The organism is Streptomyces niphimycinicus, assembly GCF_018883605.1.
Classification (GTDB): Bacteria; Actinomycetota; Actinomycetes; order Streptomycetales; family Streptomycetaceae; genus Streptomyces; species Streptomyces niphimycinicus.
On sequence record NZ_JAHLEM010001368.1, the window covers coordinates 1 to 358 of the forward strand.

A 358-nucleotide genomic window follows, 5' to 3' on the forward strand; every position below is an offset into this window, starting at 1 on the left:
AGCCGACTCCGTGGACACGGGCCGCACCCTGCCGACCCGCCCCAGCGCCTCGCGGGCGTTCGTGGATGCCTCGCGGCCCGGTGGACTGCCGCGCCGGATACCCCCCGCCAAGGCCGGCCCGCCCGCCCCGGTCGGCGAGGGCGCCCCGGGGAAGGCCGCCGCTCTCGGGAACGGCAACGGCGAGGGGCACGCCCCCGCGGACCGCCGTGCCGTACAGCCGCCCGGACAGCCCCCGCTGCCACCGCGGCGCTCCCGTCCGGCCGCTCGGGACGACGCCCCCTCGCCGTGGTTCGCCTCCGCCGCGGCCGAGACGGCCCCGGCGGCCGAGGAGACGGCCGAGAGCCGTAAGCCGGCCGAC

The 358-nt window shown here is 81.3% G+C and carries 1 pseudogene; it reads left to right on the forward strand.

What is annotated here, in order from left to right:
* Positions 1-358, forward strand: a pseudogene (locus KN815_RS49775) (hypothetical protein); the annotation flags it as partial.